Genomic DNA, 20,463 nt, shown 5'->3' with positions numbered 1-20,463 from the left:
CGGGCGCCGGCTCATTTGGAAAGCCCATCGCGGTTGTCGAACTCGCCATGCTCAAGGAAATACATGCGATAGAAGTTCGGGTCGTAGTTGCGCAGTTGCTCGCCCGGCAATGTCGGCAGTTGCGCGTTGGCGGCCAACGGCTGGACCAGGTGCGGCGTGACGATCATCAGCAGCTCCCGTTCTTCGCGATCGATGGAGTGGTCGCGAAAGAACGCGCCGAGAACCGGGATGTCACCCAGCCCGGGAAACTTGTTCACTTGCGAGCTGTTGCGGGTGCTGATCAGTCCGCTGATGACGAAACTCTCGCCATCGGCCAGGGCAATGCTGGTATCGGTACGGCGCACGGTGAGCGCCGGCACTAGCGTCCCGGCGATGTTCACGGCATTGGTGAAATCCAATTCGCTGACTTCCGGTGCGACCTTCAGGGCGATGCGGTTTTGCCCGATGACCGTGGGCGTCAGGGTCAGGCGGATACCGAACTCCTTGTACTCGATGGACACGTTATCGCTGCCGGCGCTGGGCACCGGGATCGGCACCTCGCCGCCGGCCAGGAAGCTCGCGCTTTGTCCGCTGAGGGCCACCAGGCTGGGGCGCGCCAGGGTGTAGGCGAAGCCGCTGCCCTCCAGTGCATTGATCATCAACAGTGTTTTGCCGGTGGCGAAGGACAGGTTGAACATGTCGTTGTTGACCGGCAACGAGGGCCGCACGATACCGCCGACGGTGGGCAAGGTCCGCGGCGCGCCGAACAGGAAGTTACCGCGGGTGCCGAAAAGCGAGGTGGAGGCTTCCTTGAGTTTGGTCCGGCTGACTTCCACGAAACGGATGTCGGTCTGCACCTGGGCGAGCAGCATCGGGTCTTCCGAGGGCACGCTGGCGACGCTGGTCAGCGCTGCGGTGGCCCTGCCTTTGACAAAGACCATGCTCTGGCGCGGCGTCTTGGAGCACTCGGTCCAGACCATCAGGCTGGTGGCGCCCGGCGTTATCCCGGTCAGGATGAACGAGTCGCTGCCACTGGGCTGCACGTCGGCGATTTTCGGATCGCCCACCGCAAGCTTCGTCACGGGGGCGAGGATACGCAGCTCATTCTGCAGGCCCTGACCGACCTCGAAGGTGGCGGGCAGGCTGTCCAGCTGGGAACAGTTGGCGGTGGCGGCTTGAGCCGCCTCCAGGCCAAGGCCCATCCAGAACAAGCCATGGATAAGGTGTTTTAACGCGGGCACGGTACGGTAGCTCATAAAGTGATCCTCCACGGAATGGTCTTGCAGAGCGCTAACCAATTGCCTCGGATCACTTGCGGAGCCCGGGCTGCCCCGTTTATCTCACCTGACTGTCAGCGGCCTGGACAATGGGCCCCGTTACTGCGTGCAGTCGGGCACATTGCGTCGGCCTGACTGAAAGGCAGGCGTCGTTCGAAAACGTCTACGAGACCCGGAAAAATCCGGGTCGTCGAGCTGGGTGCCGGGCGCAGAAACGGATGTTCATGCGCGTTTTTTCTCACCCGTTGCTCGCTTCCTTCTGACGGTAGTTCAACCATGGCGAAGCGCCACGTCCCGAGCAAAAAAAACTGTCTGAAAAGTGGCGGTGCAGGTGGGGGTTGGTTTGTGGGGCGCCAGAAAATTGGCTTTTGTGTTTGTTGGTTGAAATCCTTGGGTTGTTTTTTCTGGCCTCATCGCGAGCAGGCTCGCTCCCACATTGGGCCGGTGGTGGATTCTCATTCTCCATTCGCAGCCGTTCTTCTGTGGGAGCGAGCCTGCTCGCGATCGGATTCATGAGCGACCCCTTCGACACCTGGCAAAAAAAAGCCCGCCGGATTAACCGTGCGGGCTTTTTGAACAGCGCTTCGACAATCAGTGCTTGCTGTCCTGGTCCGACATCGCCAGCAGCTGCTTTTCCTGGTTCCAGTCGAAGGGCTCGTCGTTTTGTTCGGCTTCGAAGCGACGCTCCTCCAAGGCCTGGTACAGGGCAATTTCTTCGTCGGGCATGTAGTGCAGGCAATCGCCGCCGAAATACCAGAGCAGGTCGCGAGGCACCAGATGGGCGATCTGTGGATAACGGACGATGACCTGGCACAGCAGGTCCTGGCCCAGGTACTGGCTTTCGATAGGGTCTACCGGCAGTTGCGCACGCAACTCGTCGAAACGCTCCACGAACAGGGCATGGCTTTCTTCGGGAACCTGTTCGGCCTCACCCACGGCGACCAGGATGCTGCGCAAGTGGTCGAGCAAGACGAGGTGATCGGCAACGACATTGGACACGAGATAAGTCCTCAAGAGCAAAACGGGCGCAGGAGTATAAGGGGGCTGCGCGCGGTTTTATAGGGTTGGGCTGATTGGGCTGATGAGAGTCATGTGTGTTGGCTCCCGATAAAAGGAGAATGTGTGGCGAGGGAGCTTGCTCCCGCTCGGTCGGTCCGACGCCTCGGGCGCAGCAACCGCAAAAGCCGGGGGCCGCTACGCGCCCCAGCGGGAGCAAGCTCCCTCGCCACAGGAAGTACCCTTGCCACAGGGTGGGAAACGCCACCAATCAGCGCACTTTAGCCTCGGCGGGTGTCAGTTGCTCCTTGTCGAAGTCATCCACGTCAATGACCTTGCGTCGCGCCGCTTCGGCCGCGCGCAGGGTCTGGGCTTCGCCCGCCTGCAATACACCCGCCTCAAGGGCGCTGTCGATGAGCGGTTCGCCGGGGGCCGGGTTGAGTTGGCCGTGCTTGAACGCCTCATGCAGTTTCTTGTGCAAGGGACGGGCAGCGCCCAGCAGGTCGCAGGCGTGTTGGAGCGCACCCACCGGATCGTCCGCCGATTGCGGACGATAGCAGCCCTGCAACAGCTCCTCGAGGGTCGGGTCACCTTTGGATCGACCGATGACCGCCGCCACTTCGGCATCCAATCTGTCGCTCGGGCCCTTGTGGCGACGGCCGAAGGGGAACACCACCACGCGCAACAGGCAACCGAGTACACGGTTGGGGAAGTTCGCCAGCAGTTCGTCCAGCGCTCGCTCGGCCTGGCCCAGGCTTTCTTCCATGGCCCAGGTGAACAGCGGCGTCATGTGATCCGGTGAGTCCAGGTCGTGGTAACGCTTGAGCGCGGCGGAGGCCAGGTACAGGTTGCTCAGCACATCGCCCAGGCGCGCCGACAACCGTTCCCGGCGCTTGAGCTCACCCCCCAGCAGCATCATGCTCAGGTCCGCCAGCAGGGCGAATGCCGCCGCCTGCCGGTTGAGCGCTCGGAAATAGCCTTGGCTCAACCCGTTGCCAGGCGCCCGTTCGAAATGCCCCAGGCCCAGGTTGAGCACCAGGGTGCTGGCAGCGTTGCTGATGGCAAAGCCGATGTGCTTGAGTAGCAAACCGTCGAATTCGATCAGGGCCTGGTCCTTGTCCTCGCGGGTGGCCAGGGCCATTTCCTTGAGCACGAATGGATGGCAGCGGATGGCACCCTGGCCGAAGATCATCAGGTTGCGCGACAGGATGTTCGCGCCTTCGACGGTGATGAAGATCGGTGCACCTTGCCAACTGCGCCCCAGATAATTGTTCGGGCCCATGATGATGCCCTTGCCGCCATGCACGTCCATGGCGTGGCTGATGCACTCGCGGCCGCGTTCGGTCAGGTGATACTTGAGGATGGCCGACAGCACCGAGGGTTTTTCCCCCAGGTCCACCGCGTTGGCGGTCAACATGCGCGCGGCGTCCATCATCCACGCGTTGCCACCGATGCGCGCCATGGCCTCCTGGATGCCTTCGAAGGCGGACAACGGTACGTTGAACTGTTCGCGTACCTGGGTGTACTGGCCGGTCACCAGGCTGGTGAATTTCGCCGCCCCGGTGCCCACCGCCGGCAGGGAGATCGAACGCCCGACCGACAGGCAGTTCATCAGCATCATCCAGCCCTTGCCGAGCATGTCCTGGCCGCCAATGAGGAAATCCAGCGGAATGAACACGTCCTTGCCCCAGTTCGGGCCGTTCATGAACGCGGCGCCGAGCGGCAGGTGGCGACGGCCGATATGCACGCCGGGCGTGTCGGTGGGGATCAGGGCGAGGCTGATGCCCAGGTCTTCCTCGTCGCCCAACAGATGATCCGGGTCATACGCCTTGAAGGCCAGGCCCAGCAGGGTGGCGACCGGGCCGAGGGTGATGTAGCGCTTTTCCCAGTTCAGGCGCAGGCCCAGGGTTTCCCGGCCTTGCCATTCGCCCTTGCAGATGACGCCGGTGTCGGGCATCGCCCCGGCATCGGAGCCGGCCAGCGGCCCGGTCAGGGCGAAGCAGGGGATGTCATCGCCGCGGGCCAGTCGCGGCAGATAATGGTCGCGTTGTTCGTCGGTGCCGTAGTGCAGCAGCAGTTCCGCCGGACCGAGAGAGTTGGGGACCATCACGGTGGAGGCGAGGTCGCCGCTGCGGGTCGCCAGTTTCATCGCGACCTGGGAATGGGCATAGGCAGAGAAGCCCTTGCCGCCATACTCCTTGGGAATGATCAGTGCGAAGAAGCCATGTTGCTTTATGTGCGCCCAGGCTTCGGGCGGCAGGTCCATGGCCTGGCCAATCTGCCAGTCGCTGACCAGGGCACAGAGCTCTTCAGTCGGCCCATCGAGGAATGCCTGTTCCTCTTCGGTCAGTTGCACCTTGGGGTAAGACAGTAGCGTGTCCCAGTCCGGACGACCGCTGAACAGTTCGCCGTCCCACCACACCGTACCGGCGTCGATGGCATCGCGCTCGGTCTGGGACATGGGTGGCAGGGTTTTCTGGAACCAGTCGAACATCGGCGCACTGAAGTAGCGTCGACGCAGGTCCGGCAGCAGCAGCGGGGCCGCGACGGCGGCCAGCAGAACCCAGAGGACCAGCATCAGCGCACCGGGCGCATGGCTGAAAATGCCCATGGCCAGCAGGTAGACCGCGACGATACCCAGCGCGGGCAGCGGATCGGTGCGCCGATGCGCCAGCCAGGCGATCCCGACGACCAGGACCAGTATCCACAACAACAGCATATGTAATCCTCCGTGAACCAAGGCAAACCGACCTTCAGAGCTTAGACGGCATCTGCAAGGCCGGCGGTAGGCGCGATGGGATTGAAGTCGTGAGAAACCCTGGATGTATCGCGCCAGTCTGGTTGGCAACAGCCGTAGGAAATCGTTCGTCCGTAAGGTGAGAAAACGCCATTGTTTGGCTGAAATGTCGTTGTTGCGGGGGCAGGGCTGTGGATGGATTCAAGCTGTGTTGGCGCAGACCCGCTTTGTGGCGAGGGAGCTTGCTCCCGCTGGGCTGCGCAGCGGCCCCGGCTTTTTTGCGATTGCTGCGCAACCGAGCGGGAGCAAGCTCCCTCGCCACAAGGTTGCGCCAACTTCGCCGATGCTGATGCTGTTCACAACTATCCCAATAGCTGAATCCCCTTAGCTACCCGGCGCCACGCAGACCGATTTGAGTCGCACCCGATCCGGCGTATGCTGCTGCGGCATTTCATCCATAGAGGAAGCCGTGATGTTGAAGATCTGGGGCCGGAAGAATTCATCGAACGTGCGCAAGGCGCTGTGGTGCGCCGAGGAGCTGGGGCTGGCCTACGAGGCCGTTGATGCGGGCGGCGCCTTCGGTGTGGTGGACACGCTCGAGTACCGGGCGAAAAACCCTAACGGCCGGGTACCGATGATCGAAGATGACGGCTTCGTGCTATGGGAGTCCAATACCATCGTGCGTTACCTGGCGGCCCGCCACGCGTCGGGAACGGCCTGGTATCCCGCTGACCTGCAGGCGCGGGCCAACGCGGAGAAATGGATGGACTGGACCACCTCGACCTTCGCCGCACCGTTTCGCACGGTGTTCTGGGGTGTCTTGCGCACCCCGGCCGAGCAACAGGACTGGGCGGCGATCAACGAGGCGATCAAGGTTTGCGAAGAGTTGCTGACCATGGCGGACCAGGCGTTGAGCCGGCAGCCTTATCTCTCGGGTAATGAAATCGGCATGGGCGATATCCCCCTGGGTTGTTTCATTTATGCCTGGTTGGAGATGCCTATCCAACGCGCCCCATTGCCTCATGTAGAGGCCTGGTACGCCCGGTTGCAACAACGTCCGGCCTACCGCAAGGCAGTCATGACCGCGTTGACTTAATACTTACTATCGACACGCTTGACTGTACTTGTGCGGCGACGCCACGCACCATGCCTTTCGTGCGCCATGGTTGTATTGCTCGCCGCGCGCCCTTATCTCTCTTTTTCTTCCCTTCTTGGTGCGTAATCCGATATGAGTTCCGCTCTGTCCATCCGGCAGCTAACCAAAACCTACGGCAACGGTTTCCAGGCCTTGAGTGGTATCGATCTGGACGTTGCCGAAGGTGACTTTTTCGCCTTGCTCGGCCCCAACGGTGCCGGCAAATCCACCACCATCGGCATCCTTTCCACCCTGGTGAATAAAACCAGCGGCACGGTGAATGTCTTCGGCCACGACCTGGACCGCCAGCCCGCCGCCCTCAAGCGTTGCATCGGCGTGGTGCCCCAGGAATTCAACTTCAACCAGTTCGAAAAGACCTTCGACATTGTGGTCACCCAGGCGGGTTACTACGGCATCCCGCCGAAGGTCGCCAACGAGCGTGCCGAGCAGTACCTGACGCAGTTGGGGCTGTGGGACAAGCGCGACGTGCCGTCCCGTTCGCTGTCCGGCGGCATGAAGCGGCGACTGATGATTGCCCGTGCGCTGGTGCATGAACCGCGGCTGCTGATCCTCGACGAGCCGACGGCGGGCGTGGACATCGAGTTGCGTCGTTCGATGTGGACCTTCCTGACCGAGCTGAACCAGAAGGGCATCACCATCATCCTCACCACGCATTACCTGGAAGAGGCTGAACAGTTGTGTCGCAACATCGGCATCATCGACCACGGCACCATCGTCGAGAACACCAGCATGCGCCAGTTGCTCAGCCAACTGCATGTGGAGACCTTCCTGCTGGACCTCAAGCACGACCTGAAAGCGGCGCCGCAGATCATCGGCTATCCGGCCCGCCTGGTGGACAGCCATACCCTGGAAGTCCAGGTGGATAAATCCGTCGGTATCACCGGGCTGTTCACCCAGCTGGCATTGCAGAACATCGAAGTGCAGAGCCTGCGCAATAAAACCAATCGCCTCGAGGAGTTGTTTGTGTCCCTGGTGGAGAAAAACCTGGCGAAGGTGGCGGTATGAGTTCCGAACTGCGCCCCAACCTGATTGCCCTCAATACCATCGTCTACCGTGAAGTGCGGCGCTTCATGCGCATCTGGCCGCAGACCCTGCTGCCGCCGGCCATCACCATGGTTCTGTACTTCGTGATCTTCGGCAACCTGATCGGCCGGCAGATCGGCGACATGGGCGGCTTCACGTACATGGACTACATCGTGCCGGGGCTGATCATGATGTCGGTGATCACCAACTCCTACGGCAACGTGGTCTCGAGCTTCTTCGGCAGTAAGTTCCAGCGTTCGATCGAAGAGCTGATGGTCTCACCGGTATCGCCCCACACGATCCTGATCGGCTACACCCTGGGGGGTGTGTTGCGCGGCCTCGCGGTGGGCTTGATCGTGACCCTGCTGTCGCTGTTCTTCACCCATCTGCAGGTGCATCACCTGGGCGTCACCGTGTTGGTGGTAGTGCTGACGGCCACGATCTTTTCGTTGCTGGGGTTCATCAATGCCGTGTTTGCTCGTAACTTCGATGACATCTCCATCATCCCGACCTTCGTGCTCACGCCGTTGACCTACCTGGGCGGGGTGTTCTATTCGATCTCCCTGCTGCCGCCGTTCTGGCAGACCGTGTCCCTGGCCAACCCGGTGCTGCACATGGTCAACGCCTTCCGCTACGGCATCCTCGGGGTCTCGGACATCAAGATCAGCATTGCGATTACCTTCATGCTGGTGGCGACCGTGGTGCTTTATATCGGCTGTGCGCGGTTGTTGGTCAGTGGGCGGGGGATGCGTACCTGAACCCTGTGGCCTGAATCAATGTGGCGAGGGAGCTTGCTCCCGCTGGGTGGCGCAGCCGCCCCAATCTGAACAGCACAACTGTCCAGGCCGACCGCGTCAGCGGGCTTTACGACTGCTTCGCAGCCGAGCGGGAGCAAGCTCCCTCGCCACAACAGCCTGATGCTGCCCTCTGTGGGAGCGAGCCTGCTCGCGATGGCGTCAGCAATAGCACGAAAAGGCCTCCATTCACTGGAGGCCTTTTTGCATCTCACATCCGGCTTTTCTTGCGCCGTTTCCATTGCCGGGTCACCCACCAGCGCCAGTAACTCATGGTGATGAAGTAGGCCAGGGCGCCAAGCACCAGGCCGGTTACCACCGAACCCAGCAGGAACGGCTGCCACAGCGTGGACAACTGGCCGCTGATCCATTCCCAGGTCAGCTCGTCCGGAAGCGTGCGGGCTGGCACGTCCATCAGCCAGGCGCCGGTCTGGTAGGTGCAGAAGAACACCGCCGGCATGGTGATCGGATTGGTCAGCCACACCAGGCTCACGGCAATCGGCATGTTGCCGCGCACCGCGACGGCCAGCGCGGCGGCCAGCAACATCTGTAGGGGGATGGGCAGGAAGGCGGCAAACAGGCCTACGGCCATCGCCCGGGCGACCGAATGCCGATTGAGGTGCCACAGGTTGGGATCGTGCAACAAGGTGCCGAGAAAGCGTAAGGATTTATGTTCCCGAATGCTCTCTGGGTCTGGCATGTAACGTTTGAATAAGCGCCGGGGCATAAGGCTTCTCGGTCGGTTCAAAGCAATAGGCGGCAAGTATGTCCGGATTCTACGGTCGGCAGATTCAGACTTTGTGACAATTGATAACGTCCACGGTGCCCCAGATCGGCTAAGCCTGTAGAGGGGACTTTCAAGGACGGGTTATGCGCACAGGGTTGGTCGCGCTTGCACTGGGGCTTCTGGCCCCGGTTTTTCTACCGGCGTTGCCGCCGCTGTGGCTGATGGCTGCCATGCCGGTGTTGGCGCTGATGGTGTTGCCCTTTCGAACCTACCCGCTGGGTTTTTTCCTGCTGGGGTTGGCCTGGGCCTGCCTGTCGGCGCAACTGGCCCTGAACGGCCGGTTGCCTGCCGCGTTGGATGGACAGACCCGCTGGGTCGAAGGGCGCGTCGTCGGTTTGCCGCAATACAGTGACGATGGGGTGCGCTTCGAACTGGCCGATGGACAATCGCGGCGCACCCGCCTGCCGAAGTTGATACGCCTTGCCTGGTTCGGTGGCCCGCCGGTCAGCAGCGGTGAGCGCTGGCGACTGGCGGTCAAGCTCAAGCGGCCGGCCGGACTGCTGAACCCGCACGGTTTCGACTATCAGGCCTGGCTGCTGAGCCGTGGCATCGGCGCGACCGGTACGGTCAAGGACGGACGTCGCCTGCAACCGGCCCAAGGCGCTTGGCGCGATGGCGTGCGTCGGGCGCTGGCGCAGGTCGATGCCCAGGGCCGCTCCGGTGCGTTGGCGGCCTTGGTGCTGGGCGACGGCGCCGGCTTGAGCCGGGACGACTGGCAGTTGCTGCAAGACACTGGCACCGTGCATTTGCTGGTGATTTCCGGGCAACACATCGGCCTGCTCGCGGGCCTGGTGTACCTGTTGGTGGTGGGAGCGGCGCGTTATGGCCTGTGGCCGGCGAGGCTGCCCTGGCTGCCCTGGGCCTGCGCCCTGGCGTTCGGCGCCGCCCTGGGCTACGGCTTGCTCGCCGGGTTCGAGGTGCCGGTACGGCGAGCCTGCGCGATGATCGGCCTGGTGTTGCTCTGGCGCTGGCGCTTCAAACATCCTGACCCCTGGTGGGCGTGGCTGCTGGCATTCAACGGGGTGCTGGTTTTCGATCCGCTCGCCAGCCTGCGACCGGGGTTCTGGCTGTCGTTTGCCGCTGTCGCGGTGCTGATGTTCACCTTTGGCGGGCGCCTGGGCCCCTGGCGTTGGTGGCAAACCTGGACCCGTGCCCAATGGCTGGTGGCGATCGGCCTGTGTCCGTTGCTGCTGATCCTGGGCTTGCCGGTCAGCCTCAGCGGGCCGCTGGTGAACCTGCTGGCGGTGCCCTGGATCAGCCTGTTGGTGTTGCCACCGGCACTGCTCGGCACGGTATTGCTGCCAATACCCTGGATAGGCGAAGGATTGTTGTGGGTCGCCGGTGGCTTGCTCGATCTGCTGTTCAAGGGGCTGGCGCTGATTGCCGGGCGCATGCCCGCCTGGATCCCGGCTTCGGTGCCGTTGTGGGCCTGGTGCATTGCAACGCTCGGTGCTTGCTTGTTGCTCTTGCCCAAGGGCGTGCCATTGCGCGTACTTGGATGGCCGATGCTGTTGATGATGGTGTTCCCACCCCGCGAATCCGTACCGCACGGGCAAGCCCGGGTCTGGCAACTGGACGTGGGTCAAGGCCTGGCGGTGCTGGTGCGTACCCACCGACACACGTTGTTGTACGACGCAGGGCCGCGGTTTGGCGAGGCCGATGTCGGTGAGCGGGTGGTACTGCCAACCTTGCGCAAGCTTGGGGTGCGCGGGCTGGACCTGATGCTGCTCAGCCACGCCGACGCCGATCACGCCGGCGGTGCCCAGGCCGTGCGCAACGGGCTGCCGACGCTGCGGGTGATCAGCGGAGATCCGGCCGCATTACCTGACGAGTTACAGGCCGCGTCATGCGACAGCGGCACTACCTGGGAATGGGATGGCGTCAGGTTCGAACTGTGGCGCTGGTCAGCGGCCCTGGAAAGCAATCAGAAGTCCTGCGTGCTGCTGGTGGAGGCGGGCGGCGAGCGATTGCTGCTGACTGGCGACATTGATGCCCGTGCCGAACGCGCCTTGCTCGACGGGCCCCTGGCCGTGCCCATCCACTGGCTGGCTGCGCCACATCACGGCAGCCGCAGCTCTTCGTCAATGCTCCTGCTGTCACGCCTCAAGCCGCACTCGGTGCTGATCTCTCGAGGGCATGGCAACTCGTTCGGCCATCCTCATCCGCAGGTCATGGCGCGCTATCGCCGCTCGGGCATGGCGATCTATGACAGTGCCGAGCAGGGCGCCATTCGTCTGCAACTGGGCGCTTTCGAGCCGCCGCACACCCAGGCCGGGCAACGGCGGTACTGGCGCGACCCGCCGCACACCGGGCCACCGAGCGTGCGGTGATCCACCTCAACGGGCAAGGACCTTATCGGCGTCCCGGGTCTCCAAGGCGAGTCGGTGTGCTAAAGTGGCGCACTTTTTCGAGGGGGCAGTCACTGTGTGGGAATTGGTCAAATCCGGCGGCTGGATGATGTTGCCGATCATTCTGAGTTCCATCGCGGCACTGGGTATCGTTGCCGAACGCCTGTGGACACTTCGGGCCAGCCGAGTGGCCCCGGACCATCTGGTCGGGCAGGTCTGGGTCTGGATCAAGGACAAGCAACTGAACAAGGACAAGCTCAAGGAACTGCGCGCCAGTTCGCCCCTTGGGGAAATCCTCGCCGCCGGCCTGGCGAACTCCAAGCATGGCCGCGAGATCATGAAGGAATGCATTGAGGAAGCCGCCGCCCGGGTCATCCACGAGCTGGAGCGCTACATCAATGCCCTGGGAACCATCGCCGCGATGTCGCCGCTGCTGGGCCTGTTGGGTACGGTATTGGGCATGATCGACATTTTCAGTGCATTCACCAGTTCCGGCATGACCACCAACGCCGCGGTGCTGGCGGGTGGTATCTCCAAGGCGCTGATCACCACCGCCTCCGGCTTGATGGTGGGCATCCCGGCGGTATTCTTCCACCGGTTCCTGCAACGCCGTGTCGATGAGCTGGTGGTGGGCATGGAGCAGGAAGCCATCAAGCTGGTCGAGGTGGTGCAGGGCGATCGCGACGTGGACCTGGCCGGGGGCAAGAAGTGAAATTCCGCCGCAAGCCACGGGAAACCATCGATATCAACCTCGCGTCGCTGATCGACGTGGTGTTCATCCTGCTGTTGTTTTTCGTCGTGACCACCACGTTCACCCGGGAAACCCAGCTCAAGGTCGAGTTGCCGCAGGCGGTCAGTGGTTCGCCGGCCGAAGACCAGCAACTCAAGAGCCTGGAGATCACCATCAGCGCCGAAGGGGCGTTCTCGGTGAACAACCAGTTGCTGCCCAAAAGTGACCTGGCGAGCCTGATCGAGGCCCTGCAGAAGGAGTCCGGTGGCGACACCAACCTGCCGTTGTCCATCAGCGCCGACGGCAAGACCCCCCATCAATCGGTGATCACCGCCATGGACGCGGCCGGCAAGCTCGGTTTCAGCCACCTGCGCATGACCACGGTCGAGGCGGCGCCTGCATCCTGATGGCCATGTCCGATCGATTGCTCGCCGCGTGGTACCAGGGGCACCCGGCCCTGGCCCTGCTGCGGCCGCTGGAGTGGTTGTACCGGCGCGTGGTGGTGGGCAAGCGCGAACGGTTCCTGGCCGGTGACGGTCAGATCTACCAGCCCCCAGTGCCGCTGGTGGTGGTTGGCAATATCACGGTCGGCGGCACCGGCAAGACCCCGTTGATCCTGTGGATGATCGAGCACTGCCAGCGCAGTGGCCTGCGGGTCGGCGTGGTCAGCCGGGGTTACGGCGCCAAGCCGCCACAACGGCCATGGCGCGTCGAAGCCGGGCAGGGCGCCGACGTGGCGGGCGACGAGCCGCTGCTGATCGTCCAGCGCACCGGCGTGCCGCTGATGATCGACCCCGACCGTAGTCGCGCGATCCAGGCCCTGGTGGGCGCCGGACCGCTGGACCTGATTCTCTCTGACGACGGCATGCAGCATTACCGCATGGCCCGCGACCTTGAACTGGTGCTGATCGACAACGCCCGCGGCCTGGGTAACCGACGTTGCCTGCCCGCCGGGCCGCTGCGCGAGCCCATCGAGCGCCTGGAATCGGTGGACGCCGTGCTGTTCAATGGCGCCAGCACTGATCGCGAGGACGGTTTCGCCTTCGAGCTACGACCGACTGCGCTGGTGAACCTGCTCAGCGGCGAACGGCGTCCCCTCGACCACTTTCCAGCCGGCCAGGCCCTGCACGCCGTGGCCGGTATCGGTAATCCCCAGCGTTTCTTCAAGACCCTCGAAACGCTACACTGGCGACCCATACCACACGGGTTCGCCGACCACGCCGAATACACTGCGCAGGCCTTGAGCTTCACGCCGCCGTTGCCCGTGGTCATGACGGAGAAAGACGCGGTCAAATGCCGTGCCTTCGCCGCGCCGGACTGGTGGTACCTGGCAGTGGACGCTGCACCTTCGCCGGCCTTCGCGGCCTGGTTCGATACGCAGCTGGTGCGCCTGTTGCCGGATCGACTTCTGCCTTAAACCTTTATTCAAGGGAATCTCATGGACACTAAATTGCTCGACATTCTGGCCTGCCCGGTCTGCAAAGGCCCGCTCAAGCTCAGCGCCGACAAGACCGAGCTGATCAGCAAGGGCGCCGGCCTGGCCTATCCGATTCGCGACGGCATCCCGGTGATGCTCGAAAGCGAAGCCCGTACCCTGACCACCGACGAGCGCTTGGATAAATGAGCACAGCCTTCACCGTGGTGATTCCGTCGCGTTTCGCCTCGACGCGCCTGCCGGGTAAACCGCTGTTGTCGATCGCCGGCAAGCCGATGATCCAGCACGTATGGGAACAGGCCTGCAAAAGCAGCGCCCAGCGCGTGGTGGTGGCGACCGACGATGCGCGCATCGTCGAGGCCTGCAAAGGGTTTGGCGCCGAGGTGGTCATGACTCGTGAGGACCATAACTCCGGCACCGACCGCCTGGCGGAAGTCGCGGCGAAGCTGGGCCTGGCGCCCGACGCCATCGTGGTGAATGTGCAAGGCGATGAACCGTTGATCCCGCCGAGCGTGATCGACCAGGTCGCGGCGAACCTCGCCGCCCACACCGAGGCGCGCATGGCCACCCTGGCCGAGCCGATCGAAGACGTGCAAACCCTGTTCAACCCCAACGTGGTCAAGGTAGTCAGTGACCTCAACGGCCTGGCGTTGACCTTCAGCCGCGCCACGTTGCCCTGGGCCCGGGATGCATTTGCCCAAGGCCGTGACGTGATGCCCGACGGCGTGCCATATCGCCGCCACATTGGCATCTATGCCTACCGCGCCGGTTTCCTTCAGGACTTCGTCGCCTGGGGCCCGTGCTGGCTGGAAAACACCGAATGCCTGGAGCAACTGCGTGCCCTATGGCACGGCGTGCGGATTCATGTCGCCGACGCCCTGATCGCCCCGCCGGCCGGTGTTGACACAGCCGAAGACCTCGAGCGCGTTCGTCGCCTGCTGGAGGCCTGATGCGGGTTCTGTTCGTCTGCCTCGGCAACATCTGCCGCTCGCCCACCGCCGAAGGTGTGCTGCGGCACAAGCTGCGCGAGGCCGGGTTGGCGGGGCAGGTCGAGGTTGCCTCCGCCGGCACCGGCGACTGGCACGTGGGCAAAGCCCCGGACAAGCGCAGCATGGCGGCGGCCTTGAAGCGTGGCTACGACTTGTCGGCCCAGCGGGCCCGGCAGGTAAGCCGCGCCGATTTCGCCGCCTACGATCTGATCCTGGCGATGGATAGCAGCAACCTGCGCAACCTCAAGGCGCTGCAACCGGCCAACGGTAGGGCCGAGCTGGATCTGTTCCTGCGGCGCTACGAAGCTGAACTCGATGAGGTGCCGGACCCTTATTACGATGGCGAACACGGTTTCGAGCAGGTGCTGGATCTGATCGAGCACGCCACGGATCGCCTGGTGATTGAATTGAAGGGACGGTTATGACCTTGCAGGTACAGGCGGGCGTGAGCCTCAAGCCTTTCAACAGTTTCGGCGTGGATGTCAGCGCCCGGTTGTTCGCCCAAGCCCAAAGCGATGACGATGTTCGCCAGGCGTTGGCCTATGCCAGCAGCCACAACGTGCCGTTGTTGGTGATTGGCGGCGGCAGCAACCTGCTGCTGACCGGCGACATCGATGCCTTGGTGTTGCGCATGGCCAGCCAAGGGATTCGCCTGCTCAGCGATGACGGCGAGCGGGTGGTGGTCGAAGCCGAAGCCGGGGAACCGTGGCATCCGTTTGTCCAGTACACACTGGCCCAAGGCTGGTCGGGCCTGGAAAACCTCAGCCTGATCCCCGGTACCGTAGGCGCAGCACCGATGCAAAACATCGGCGCCTATGGCGTGGAGATCAAGGACGTCTTCGCCGGCCTCACGGCCTTGGACCGCCAGACCGGCGAGCTGCGTCAGTTCAGCCTTGAGGAGTGCCGGTTTGCCTATCGCGACAGCCTGTTCAAACAGCAGGCTGGTCGCTGGTTGATCCTGCGGGTGCGCTTTGCCCTCAGTCGCGCCGCGCACCTGCATCTGGAATACGGCCCGGTGCGCCAACGCTTGACCGAGCAAGGTGTCGATCAGGCGACACCCAGCGATGTCAGCCGGGCCATTTGCAGCATCCGCAGCGAAAAACTCCCCGATCCGGCCGTGCTGGGCAATGCCGGCAGCTTCTTCAAGAATCCGCTGGTACCGGCCGCCCACGTAGCCCGGCTCAAGGAGCAGTACCCGGACCTGGTGGCTTATCCACAGCCCGGGGGCGAGATGAAAATCGCCGCCGGTTGGCTGATCGAGCGGGCCGGTTGGAAGGGGTTTCGCGAAGGCGATGCCGGTGTGCATAAGTTGCAGGCGCTGGTACTGGTCAACTATGGCAGCGCCACGGGCCCGCAACTGCTGGACCTGGCCCTGCGCATCCAGAAAGACATTGCCGAGCGTTTCCAGGTGGAACTGGAAATGGAGCCCAACCGGTACTGAGCGAGGTGGGCGCAAAGCGTGCTCGCGATCAACTGAAAAACGCCCTGTCACAATCACGCACACGATCATTTGTGCAGGATTGTGCAGGGCGTTTTGCGCCATCCTGGGTTAATTTAACCAGCTGAAGATGCCACCATCGCATCATAGAAGGTCCGGTGCAGACGCCCTGCGTGTCTGCACAAGAGAGCCCGATCAGCCTGAGCCAGTCTGCGACGACCGAACCGTTACCCACGCGGCAGATTGCTCGACCCCATAACTCAAATACTATGCGGGCGTGCCCATGATTACCCTGAAACTCAATGGAAAAGACCATCAACTGGATGTGACCGAGGACATGCCGCTTTTATGGGCGATCCGTGACGTCGCCGGGTACAACGGTACCAAATTCGGCTGCGGCATGGGCCTGTGCGGCGCGTGCACCATCCACATCGACGGCGCGCCTGCGCGTAGTTGCATCACGCCGATCGGCTCGGTGAAGGGACAGGACATCAGCACCATCGACGCGCTTCATGCCGACCCGGTCGGGCAGATCGTCCAGAAGGCCTGGCTCGACACTGCGGTGGCCCAGTGCGGTTACTGCCAGGGCGGGCAGATCATGTCCGCGACCGCCTTGCTCAAGACCAACCCCAACCCGAGCGATGAACAGATCGAAGAAGCCATGGTCGGCAACCTCTGCCGCTGCGGCACCTACAACCGGATCAAGACCGCCATCCGCCAGGCCTCCACGCATCTGAAGGAGGCCAAGGCATGAGCCGTTTGCCCAATGATTTTGTGCTGAGCAACCTCAGTCGCCGCGGCTTTCTCAAGGGCGCCAGCGCCACCGGCGTACTGGTGCTGGCCGCCAGCTGGGGCCTGCCGGACGCCTTCGCCGAAGAGAAAAAATACGGTGCCGAGGGCATGCCCCATGGTGCGGTCGACGACCCGAAAGTCTACGTAAGCATCGCCGCCGATGGCAGCGTGACGGTCATTTGCAACCGCTCGGAAATGGGCCAGGGCGTCCGCACCAGCCTGAGCATGGTGGTGGCCGATGAGCTGGACGCCGACTGGGCGCAGGTCAAGGTGCAGCAGGCGCCGGCGGATGAAGCGCGCTTCGGCAACCAGGACACTGACGGCTCGCGCAGCATGCGTCATTGGTACGAGCCGATGCGCCGCTGCGGCGCCGCAGCCCGGACCATGCTGGAACAGGCCGCCGCGGCGCAGTGGAACGTCCCGGCGACTGAATGCCGGGCCCAATTGCACAAGGTGCTGCACCAGCCTTCCGGTCGTGAGCTGGGTTATGGCGCCCTGGCTGCCGCAGCCAGTGCCTTGCCGGTGCCGGCCGGTGACAGCCTACGCCTCAAGCAGCCGTCGGAGTTCCGTTACATCGGCAAGGAAGCGACCCGGGCCATCGACGGCGCGGATATCGTCAACGGTCGTGCGGTGTTCGGCGCTGACGTGCATCTGGACGGCATGCTCTATGCCGTCGTGGCCCGTCCGCCGGTCTATGGCGGCAAGCTCAAGACCGTGGACAGCAGCGCCGCGCTGAAAGTACCGGGCGTGCTCAAGGTAGTGCAGATCGAGGGGCGGCCGTTGCCCTCGGAGTTCCAGCCCCTGGGCGGCGTGGCGGTGGTGGCGAAAAACACCTGGGCGGCAATCAAGGGCCGCGAAGCGCTGAAGATCGAGTGGGACGACGGGCCGAATGCCGGCTATGACTCCGTTGCCTACCGCAAGGAGCTGGAAGCGGCAGCCCTCAAGCCCGGGAAAGTCGTGCGCAGCACCGGCAACCTGGACGACGCGCTGAGCAAGGCCGATTCGACCCTGGAAGCGACCTATTACCTGCCGCACCTGTCCCAATCGCCGATGGAGCCCATGGTCGCCGTCGCCCGGTTCAAGGATGGCCAGCTCGAAGCCTGGGCGCCGAGCCAGGCCCCGCAGGTCACCCGCGAACGTCTTGCTGAACGGCTGGGCATTCCCTTCGAGAAAGTCACGGTGAACATCACGCTGTTGGGCGGTGGTTTCGGACGCAAATCCAAGCCGGATTTCGTCGTCGAGGCGGCGGTGCTGGCCAAGGAGTTTCCAGGCCAGCCGATACGGGTACAGTGGACCCGCGAAGACGACATCCATCACTCGTACTTCCACACCGTCTCAGCCGAATACCTGAAAGCCGGGTTGAACCAGGACGGCATGCCGTCCGGCTGGTTGCACCGCACCGTGGCGCCGAGTATCACTGCGCTGTTTGCACCGGGCATGACCCACGAAGCTCCGTTCGAAGTGGGGATGGGCCTGACCAACCTGGCCTACGCCATTCCCAACCTGCGCCTGGAAAACCCCGAGGCGGTAGCCCACACCCGGGTGGGTTGGTACCGCTCGGTGTCAAACATTCCCCATGGTTTCGCGATCCAGAGCTTCATCGACGAATTGGCCCACAAGGCCGGTCAGGATCCGCTGAAGTACCAGATCAAATTGCTCGGCCCGGACCGCAGGATCGATCCTCGTACGTTGAGCGAAGAGTGGAACTACGGCGAATCCCCCGAGCGTTATCCCATCGATACGGCGCGGATCCGCACGGTGCTGGAAATCGCTGCGAAAGCCGCCGGTTGGGGGCGTCAACTGCCCAAGGGCCGGGGCCTGGGGCTGGCGGTGCACTACAGTTTCGTCACCTACGTCGCGGCAGTGATCGAGGTGGAGGTCAAGGACGATGGCACGGTGATCGTGCACAAGGCCGATATCGCCGTGGATTGCGGCCCGCAGATCAACCCGGAGCGGATCCGTTCGCAGTTCGAGGGCGCCTGCGTCATGGGCCTGGGCAATGCGATGGTCGGTGAGATCAGCTTCAAGGACGGCAAGGTCCAGCAGGACAATTTCCACATGTACGAAGTGGCGCGCATGTCGCTGGCACCGAAGGAGGTGGCGGTGCACCTGGTCACGCCGCCAGGCGAGGTGCCGTTGGGTGGGGTTGGTGAGCCGGGCGTGCCGCCGATTGCGCCCGCGCTGTGCAACGCAATTTTCGCCGCCACCGGCAAACGCATCCGCAATCTTCCCGTACGTTACCAGTTGCAAGGCTGGCAACAGGCCCAAGCCTGATGGACAGCGTTGATCTGAACGTCCTGCGCAGCGTGCTCGAATGGCGCCGCGCCGGACAGCGGGTGGTGTTGTTCACGGTGGTCCAGACCTGGGGCACCGCGCCTAGGCCTCCGGGGGCGATGCTGGCCTTGCGTGAAGACGGCGTGGTGATTGGCTCGGTGTCGGGCGGCTGCGTCGAGGATGACTTGATTGCCCGGCTGCACGACGGTCGTATTCCGGCCGAAGGGCCACCGGTGCAGATGGTCACCTATGGGGTTACCCGCGAGGAAGCGGCGCGTTTTGGCCTGCCTTGCGGCGGTACTTTGCGCCTGACCGAGGAGCGGGTCGGCGATCCGCAATGGGTGGCTGAACTGCTGGAGCGCTGTGAAGCCCATGAGATCGTGGCCCGCGAGCTGACAGTCGCCAGTGGTGATGTAGTGCTGACCGCTGCCAGCAAGACTGACGCCCTGGCGTTCGACGGACACGTCTTGCGGGCGATCTACGGCCCGCGGTGGCGGCTGTTGCTGATCGGCGCCGGGCAGCTGTCGCGTTATGTGGCAGAGATGGCGAGGTTGCTGGACTTCGAAGTATTGATCTGCGATCCGCGCAAAGAGTTTGTCTACGGTTGGGAAGAGCAGCATGGCCGTTTCGTGCCGGGCATGCCCGATGAAGCAGTGCTGAATATCCAGACTGACGAGCGCACAGCCATCGTCGCCTTGACCCACGATCCACGCTTGGACGATATGGCGCTGCTCACCGCGCTGGACTCCAAGGCTTTTTATGTCGGGGCATTGGGATCGCGGGTCAACAGCCAGAAGCGCCGGGACAACCTGGCTCAGCTAGGCTTGTCGGCAGAGGCCATCGAACGCTTGCACGGACCGATTGGCCTGCACATCGGCAGCCACACCCCGGCGGAAATCGCCTTGTCGCTGCTGGCGGAAATCGTGGCCATCAAGAATGGGGTGGAGCTGCGCCAGAAAAAACCACTGTAATTCACGGGCAAGGAGGGCGCATGGACGGATCGATTGGCGTGATCATTCTCGCGGCCGGGTCAGGTAGCCGTTTCCGACAGGTTGCAGGTCCCGACAAGGATAAGCTGCTGGCCGATTGTACGGGACGCGACGGCGCCGTCCGTTCGGTCATCGAACAGGTGCTGGTGAATTTGCCGGCAGCGCTTGGAAAACGCGTACTGGTGACGAGTAGCGAACGGCCACAGGTCATACGCATGGCCCAGGCCTATGGCTGCGATGTCGTGGAGTTGGACTCGCCTGGCCTGGGTGACAGCATCGCGGCGGGTGTCCAGGCCTGTGCGGATCTTGATGGATGGTTGATTGCCTTGGGCGACATGCCGTTCATCCTGCCATCGAGCTATGGGCGGGTAGCCGCCGGGGTTCAAGAGGACGGTATCTGTGTGCCGGTCCTGGCTGGTGAGTACGGGCACCCCGTGGGGTTTGGCCGAGCCTTTGGTCCAGAATTGATGGCCCTGACCGGCGACCGCGGCGCCAAGGTATTGTTTGCCGGGGCGCTAGTGGTTGAGGTTGTTGTGGACGATCCCGGCGTAACCTGGGACGTCGACGTGCCCGAGGCGTTGGTCTTCAACTGACAACCACCACAAGTCCCCCTGTTGAAGACAGTGATCTTGTGACCATCGCAACCCCTGTGGGAGCGGGCTTGCTCGCGATAGCGGTCTGATATTCACCATTGATACAGTCTGACCCACCGCTTTCGC

19 protein-coding genes are annotated in these 20,463 nt (G+C 63.2%); 15 read left to right on the top strand and 4 right to left on the bottom strand.

All coding sequences use genetic code 11. From position 1 onward, the window contains the following. Nucleotides 1-11: 11 nt before the first annotated feature. From RGM2987_RS09790 to RGM2987_RS09780, 3 genes are all read right to left on the bottom strand, one after another. Nucleotides 12-1,235 (bottom strand): type II and III secretion system protein family protein, encoded by a 1,224-nt coding sequence (locus RGM2987_RS09790; RefSeq protein WP_245140237.1) that lies wholly within the window; start codon nt 1,233-1,235, stop codon nt 12-14. Between the two features lie 612 nt (nt 1,236-1,847). After that, on the bottom strand, nt 1,848-2,255 hold the full coding sequence (locus RGM2987_RS09785; RefSeq protein WP_245140235.1) for a PA2817 family protein: 408 nt from the start codon (nt 2,253-2,255) through the stop codon (nt 1,848-1,850). A gap of 268 nt (nt 2,256-2,523) precedes the next feature. Next, nucleotides 2,524-4,971 (bottom strand): acyl-CoA dehydrogenase, encoded by a 2,448-nt coding sequence (locus RGM2987_RS09780; RefSeq protein WP_245140233.1) that lies wholly within the window; start codon nt 4,969-4,971, stop codon nt 2,524-2,526. A 490-nt stretch (nt 4,972-5,461) separates the two neighbouring features. On the opposite strand from RGM2987_RS09780, the gene RGM2987_RS09775 reads away from it, so the two are divergent. The 3 genes from RGM2987_RS09775 to RGM2987_RS09765 all read left to right on the top strand — a co-directional run bounded on the left by RGM2987_RS09775 (nt 5,462) and on the right by RGM2987_RS09765 (nt 7,926). Next, nucleotides 5,462-6,085 carry a glutathione S-transferase gene (locus RGM2987_RS09775; RefSeq protein WP_245140231.1) on the top strand — a complete coding sequence of 208 codons (624 nt, stop codon included), beginning with the start codon at nt 5,462-5,464 and terminating at the stop codon, nt 6,083-6,085. A 132-nt stretch (nt 6,086-6,217) separates the two neighbouring features. Beyond that, nucleotides 6,218-7,150: an ABC transporter ATP-binding protein gene (locus tag RGM2987_RS09770; RefSeq protein ID WP_245140229.1), complete on the top strand. Its 933-nt coding sequence runs from the start codon at nt 6,218-6,220 to the stop codon at nt 7,148-7,150. Next, nucleotides 7,147-7,926 (top strand): ABC transporter permease, encoded by a 780-nt coding sequence (locus RGM2987_RS09765; protein ID WP_072347169.1) that lies wholly within the window; start codon nt 7,147-7,149, stop codon nt 7,924-7,926. The genes RGM2987_RS09770 and RGM2987_RS09765 overlap by 4 nt, the downstream gene beginning before the upstream one ends. 247 nt (nt 7,927-8,173) lie before the next feature. On the opposite strand, the gene RGM2987_RS09760 is transcribed toward RGM2987_RS09765, so the two are convergent. After that, nucleotides 8,174-8,689: a DUF2062 domain-containing protein gene (locus RGM2987_RS09760; RefSeq protein ID WP_245140226.1), complete on the bottom strand. Its 516-nt coding sequence runs from the start codon at nt 8,687-8,689 to the stop codon at nt 8,174-8,176. A gap of 143 nt (nt 8,690-8,832) precedes the next feature. Here RGM2987_RS09760 and RGM2987_RS09755 point away from each other — a divergent pair, with 143 nt between their 5' ends. From RGM2987_RS09755 to RGM2987_RS09700, 12 genes are all read left to right on the top strand, one after another. Next, nucleotides 8,833-11,079, top strand: coding sequence for a DNA internalization-related competence protein ComEC/Rec2 (locus RGM2987_RS09755; protein ID WP_245140223.1), 2,247 nt, complete (start codon nt 8,833-8,835; stop codon nt 11,077-11,079). A 94-nt stretch (nt 11,080-11,173) separates the two neighbouring features. Next, nucleotides 11,174-11,809: a MotA/TolQ/ExbB proton channel family protein gene (locus RGM2987_RS09750; protein ID WP_245140220.1), complete on the top strand. Its 636-nt coding sequence runs from the start codon at nt 11,174-11,176 to the stop codon at nt 11,807-11,809. Further along, nucleotides 11,806-12,234 (top strand): biopolymer transporter ExbD, encoded by a 429-nt coding sequence (locus RGM2987_RS09745; protein WP_245140218.1) that lies wholly within the window; start codon nt 11,806-11,808, stop codon nt 12,232-12,234. The genes RGM2987_RS09750 and RGM2987_RS09745 overlap by 4 nt, the downstream gene beginning before the upstream one ends. Continuing rightward, complete coding sequence (gene lpxK / locus RGM2987_RS09740; protein WP_245140216.1) at nt 12,234-13,244, top strand: tetraacyldisaccharide 4'-kinase; 1,011 nt, start codon at nt 12,234-12,236, stop codon at nt 13,242-13,244. The genes RGM2987_RS09745 and lpxK overlap by 1 nt, the downstream gene beginning before the upstream one ends. Before the next feature lie 21 nt (nt 13,245-13,265). Then, complete coding sequence (locus RGM2987_RS09735) at nt 13,266-13,451, top strand: Trm112 family protein (RefSeq protein WP_003179363.1); 186 nt, start codon at nt 13,266-13,268, stop codon at nt 13,449-13,451. Continuing rightward, complete coding sequence (gene kdsB / locus RGM2987_RS09730) at nt 13,448-14,212, top strand: 3-deoxy-manno-octulosonate cytidylyltransferase (RefSeq protein WP_245140213.1); 765 nt, start codon at nt 13,448-13,450, stop codon at nt 14,210-14,212. The genes RGM2987_RS09735 and kdsB overlap by 4 nt, the downstream gene beginning before the upstream one ends. Then, a complete protein-coding gene (locus RGM2987_RS09725) occupies nt 14,212-14,676 on the top strand; it encodes a low molecular weight protein-tyrosine-phosphatase (protein WP_245140210.1) in 465 nt (154 codons plus the stop codon). The genes kdsB and RGM2987_RS09725 overlap by 1 nt, the downstream gene beginning before the upstream one ends. Continuing rightward, nucleotides 14,673-15,692, top strand: a complete 1,020-nt coding sequence (murB, locus tag RGM2987_RS09720; protein WP_245140207.1) for a UDP-N-acetylmuramate dehydrogenase — start codon at nt 14,673-14,675, stop codon at nt 15,690-15,692. The genes RGM2987_RS09725 and murB overlap by 4 nt, the downstream gene beginning before the upstream one ends. 280 nt (nt 15,693-15,972) lie before the next feature. After that, the gene (locus RGM2987_RS09715; RefSeq protein WP_245140206.1) at nt 15,973-16,443 is read left to right on the top strand and encodes a (2Fe-2S)-binding protein; all 471 of its coding nucleotides are present in this window, start codon (nt 15,973-15,975) and stop codon (nt 16,441-16,443) included. Then, complete coding sequence (locus tag RGM2987_RS09710) at nt 16,440-18,755, top strand: xanthine dehydrogenase family protein molybdopterin-binding subunit (RefSeq protein ID WP_245140205.1); 2,316 nt, start codon at nt 16,440-16,442, stop codon at nt 18,753-18,755. The genes RGM2987_RS09715 and RGM2987_RS09710 overlap by 4 nt, the downstream gene beginning before the upstream one ends. Beyond that, on the top strand, nt 18,755-19,726 hold the full coding sequence (locus RGM2987_RS09705; protein WP_245140204.1) for an XdhC family protein: 972 nt from the start codon (nt 18,755-18,757) through the stop codon (nt 19,724-19,726). Before RGM2987_RS09710 ends, RGM2987_RS09705 begins: the two co-directional genes overlap by 1 nt. Nucleotides 19,727-19,746: 20 nt before the next feature. Then, on the top strand, nt 19,747-20,337 hold the full coding sequence (locus tag RGM2987_RS09700) for a nucleotidyltransferase family protein (RefSeq protein ID WP_245140203.1): 591 nt from the start codon (nt 19,747-19,749) through the stop codon (nt 20,335-20,337). The last annotated feature ends 126 nt before the right edge of the window (nt 20,338-20,463 follow it).

Origin of the sequence: Pseudomonas sp. RGM2987 (genome assembly GCF_022952855.1) — a bacterium.
GTDB lineage: Bacteria > Pseudomonadota > Gammaproteobacteria > Pseudomonadales > Pseudomonadaceae > Aquipseudomonas.
This window is presented reverse-complemented; position numbering and strand designations above follow the sequence as displayed.